The sequence below is a fragment of the Roseofilum sp. genome (assembly GCF_982964205.1).
In genome coordinates, this window is record NZ_CEZBFX010000199.1 from 1 (window position 1) to 4272 (window position 4272).

2 protein-coding genes and 1 pseudogene are annotated in these 4272 nt (G+C 45.4%); all 3 read right to left on the minus strand.

Going from position 1 to position 4272, the window contains the following annotated elements; genetic code table 11:
- Positions 1-158 precede the first annotated feature (158 nt).
- Positions 159-2375 (minus strand): VgrG-related protein, encoded by a 2217-nt coding sequence (locus tag AC3A14_RS24140; RefSeq protein WP_318736219.1) that lies wholly within the window; start codon positions 2373-2375, stop codon positions 159-161.
- A 36-nt stretch (positions 2376-2411) separates the two neighbouring features.
- The gene (locus AC3A14_RS24145; protein ID WP_318719129.1) at positions 2412-3266 is read right to left on the minus strand and encodes a CIS tube protein; all 855 of its coding nucleotides are present in this window, start codon (positions 3264-3266) and stop codon (positions 2412-2414) included.
- A gap of 41 nt (positions 3267-3307) precedes the next feature.
- A pseudogene (locus AC3A14_RS24150) lies at positions 3308-4272 on the minus strand (hypothetical protein); the annotation flags it as partial.

Here is a 4272-nt window from a genome sequence, read left to right on the forward strand (position 1 = left end):
GGGAGATAGGGGGATAGGGGGATAGGGAGATGGGGAGATAGGGGGATAGGGGGATAGGGAGATGGGGGATTTAATCGTAGGATTAAAAGTTTATTTTTTCAAGAAGTAAATCTGCCCAAATTGCTTTTTATATTGTCTCATAGCTTGGAACTCTGGAGCTATGGCGCTGGAGGGGTTGGAGTTGGGGTAGGACTTGGACTCGGACTGGCTGGGTTAATGAGAGTGTTCAGTTGATTTTGAGTTTGTTGCAGTGCAGCATTTTGCTGTTGATCGAGGGTTTGTTGGCGTTGCTGCTCTTGCAAGAGTTGTTGTTGAGTTTGGGTGAGTTGGGTGGCTTGGTTTTGGGCTTGTTGCAGTTGTTGAGCCAGTTGCGCTCTCGCGGCATCTTGCTGTTGATCGAGGGTTTGTTGCTGTTGAACGTAGTTTTGGAAGCTTTGTTGTTGTTGAGTGACTTGTTTTTGTAGGTTAGCGATCGCTTCTCCCACATTAACTTGATTCGCCCCCAATCCGATAATCAGTTGTCCAGTCGTTAACGTTTGACTGGTAAGATGTCCAGATACATTAACTTGACCCAGACCTGGGTTAACTTGCACCCCTCTAGAGCTATTCAGGCTAGTAGTTCCCGTCGATTTTAGGGTAACATTGTGCCGGGCATCATCAAGAATGTAGCGATGACCGCCTCTGGTCTGAATTTCGATGCGCTGGTTGCGGTCATCAAAACGGATTTTGTTTTGGCCGTTGGTGGTAATTTCCAGGGCGCGATCGCTATCATTGAGTTCTATCTCATGACCGGCACTACTGCGCAGATAAATCCCATCGCGACTGGCATATTGGTCTTCCTCCACAAACTGTAACGTATGGCCGCTAGGCGTTTTGAACGTTCTTAAGCGCACTTTTCCGCGATCGGAAATCGTCCGATTAACCGGTTCTGGCGGTTTATCCTGCCCATTCCACAACCCACCAATAATATAAGGACGATGCACATCCCCATGTTCAAACGCCACCAACACCTCATCATTAATTTCCGGCAAACAATCAAACCCCCGATGTTTACCCCCACCCACACTCACCACCCTTGCCCACTGGCTCGCATGGGCGCTACCATCAGGTTCCGGATTCAGCGTCGGAAACTTAACCCGCACCCGCCCCAACCCCTCCGGATCTCGATTATGCGTCACAATACCCACCATCAACGTCTGTCCCGGCCGCAAGCGACTTTGGGGCGATAAAATATCAAAAATCGACCCCCCTCGCAATCCCCGAACACTAAACTCCGTCGTATAAATCCCCTGGTAATACAAATGGCGAGTTTCCGTCACATAATATCTGCCACTGTAGCGCCCCATCTGCGTTAGCTCAATCACCTTACCCACCTGAATCAAGGGATTCCCATTTGCATGGGCATCGGCATAGATAAACTCCCCCCCCAACTCATCATAAATCGCTTGAGCCATGCGATCGGCCTCATCCGGACTAGCCACCGGTTTATCCACCACAATCAGCCGAGGAGACGGTAAATTCGAGCCAAAACTATCCTCAATAAAATAGATACTGCTATCATTCGTATCAGTCGTATCCACAATTCCCTCGCCCTTTCCCTCCACATTCGTGATTAAATTGTGGCGATCCACCTTAGCCACAATCGGCTTCTTATACCGATAATCCCAACTCCGTACCTCAACCGCATCCACCTTCTCCGAACTCGTCACCCGCACCCGAAAACTCTCCACCTCCGTCAGCCAAGCCAACTGTAACACCTCACTCTCCGTCGGACTGCGGAAATGCAACTTCCCATTTTGCACAAACAACTCAAACCCAATTCGCGCCGCCCTCTCCCGCAAAAACTCCATATTCGTTTGATTTTCCTGGAAAACATAGGGGTGAGTCTTGCCACTATCATCAATATGCCCCCCCTGTATTCCCATTTCTGTAGCAATTTTCCGCACAATATCGCTATCCGTATAATCCTGAAACGAACGATTATACCGCCCTCGATGCAAACGATGCGACAAATCATACCCTCGAATCACGATCGGCGCTTGAGTCGTATTCGTAAAATGGGTTTCCATTCCCGTAATCTCGCCATCAATCAACCAATCCTGATTCGCCGCCTCATTTTCCTCCGACGTACTGCCAACAAAGCCAATCTTAACCTTTTTGCCCACTTGAATTAAGCGATCGTGTTGCCAAGTCTGTGTCTCATCATCCAACGGACTATACGGATTATTAATCACCAGCGTAAACATTCCTGGTAAATGCAAACTCTCCTCCACAGAAATTTGCAAAATATCCCGCATAAAACTACTCATCTCCTCCTCAGTTGCTCCCTCAATCTCAACCATAGGAGTCGAAACAAACAGTGTTTCATCACTCATACTCGTAATTCCTCAAAAAAACCGATCCACTCAATATTAAGTAGCGCCTTGAACAAAACTCTGGCGTTCGCTAAACTTACGACTAGCCACCCCTAGATCGACCTCTTTCAAGTTTAAGGTTACCACTGCCCTGACGGGTATTCCATTCGGCCGAAACATATTCAAACTATAATCCAAAGATTCCACCATGCAGCGCATATAAATCTTATCTCCCCAGATAAAATAAAACACAGGTGGTCGTCTTAATTCAATTGCCTGTTTTGACATATTTTCTGAACCATATTCCTCCAAACCATAAACATCAACACCACTAATAGATTTCGTAAACGAAGAGATCATAGAATCTCCAAGCGAAACCGCCAAGGTTCGTTCTTGATAAGAATAGTTCTTTCCATTGACTGTAACTTTTTGTTCATCAAATGGATCTTTAAATGAACTAAAATCCACCGCATCTAGAAGGGGTTGAATTTGCGTTAAAACATTGGTTCCCGACTCATAGGTATCAAAGATCAAATTCGACAACGTAAGTTTGTAGGGTTCCACAAATCCAAAATTCACTTTAGGCAATCCCCGTTCCGTCCTTGCCCCTTGCATATCTTCAATCTTGACACTGCGATTAAATCGTAATTCCTCTGGATTAAACATAAAGCGAATAATGCTACTCGCTTCCCCATCCCTCGGAATCAACGCCGCTTTGACTAAACGTACATCCCCTTGTAGAAACTGCTGTTGATAGAGTTGGAGTGCAGCCTTCTGCTTTTCGGCCTCGACTATATCATAAATATCTTCTCGTTCTTTGTCTACGGCGATCGCTGCCTCCATCATCAGCAGATCTGCACCCGTTAGTACCGCTCCCTTAGTCGCCGACGTTAATGCATCCGAAAGTCCCATTGCCCACCTCCTTAATCCTTAACCCTTCCTATTTAACCAAATCACCAAGGCAAACGACCAGAGTAAAAAGAGCCATAGCGCTCTTGCTCAATAGTCAATCGTTGACGAATCAACCCATAAACCTCCCTAGCCAACAATTCAACCACATCCGTTTTATCCTCCTCCTTCTCTTCCTCTTCCTCCGTTTCCGTTGTAACATTTTCCGAATATTCATAAAGTTCTGTTTCATCCTTACTAATAGGCTTCACCGCACTCGCCTTACGTCCAGAAACCTTTTCCTTCAATTCACTTCTTGCCTTTAAAGACTCTTGAATCAACTGCTCTAAATTTCTAGGTTTATTCGTAAAATCACTACTAGAAACCTCCCCACTAGCACTCATAGAAATACCTGAAGGCAAAAACATAGACTGTTTAACATTTAGCTTTTTTTTACTTTTCCCTAAAATTCCCCTATTCCTCATCAAACCGTCTCCAGGATTAGCCAGACGACCTTGCAGTACATTGTCTGACACAGAAATTTCACTTAACACACTACCCTCAGAATTTAATATGGAGTTATTAAACTCCTCTGTTCTTTGTACGGAAGGAGCTGATTTTCCTGAGTTCCAGTTACTAGAAGAGTCAGCTTTTTCTTCTGTTCTTTGCACGGAGGGAGTTGAATTTTCCGAGGTGAATGTGCCAGAAGAGTCAGCTTTTTCTTCTGTTCTTTGTATGGAGGGAGTTGAATTTTCCGAGGTGAGTGCAGCAGGAGAATCAGTGATTGCTTCTGTTCTTTGTATGGAGGGACTGGAGTTTTCTGAGGCAAGTACACCAGGAGAATCAGTGATTTTTTCTGTTCTTTGTACGGATTGAGTTGGGTTTTCGGAGAGAAGTGTACTAGAAGAGTCAGTGATTTCTCCTGTTCTTTGTATCGATGGAGTTGGGTGATTTGAGGCGAGTGAACTAGAAGAATCAGTGGTTTCTTCTGTTCTTTGTATGGAGGGACTGGAGTTTTCTGAGGCAAGTG

What these genes read in the sequence shown, in the direction of transcription:
- AC3A14_RS24140 (WP_318736219.1), bottom strand. Translation starts at nt 2,375, where the DNA reads ATGAGTGATGAAACACTGTTTGTTTCGACTCCTATGGTTGAGATTGAG.
- AC3A14_RS24145 (WP_318719129.1), bottom strand. Translation starts at nt 3,266, where the DNA reads ATGGGACTTTCGGATGCATTAACGTCGGCGACTAAGGGAGCGGTACTA.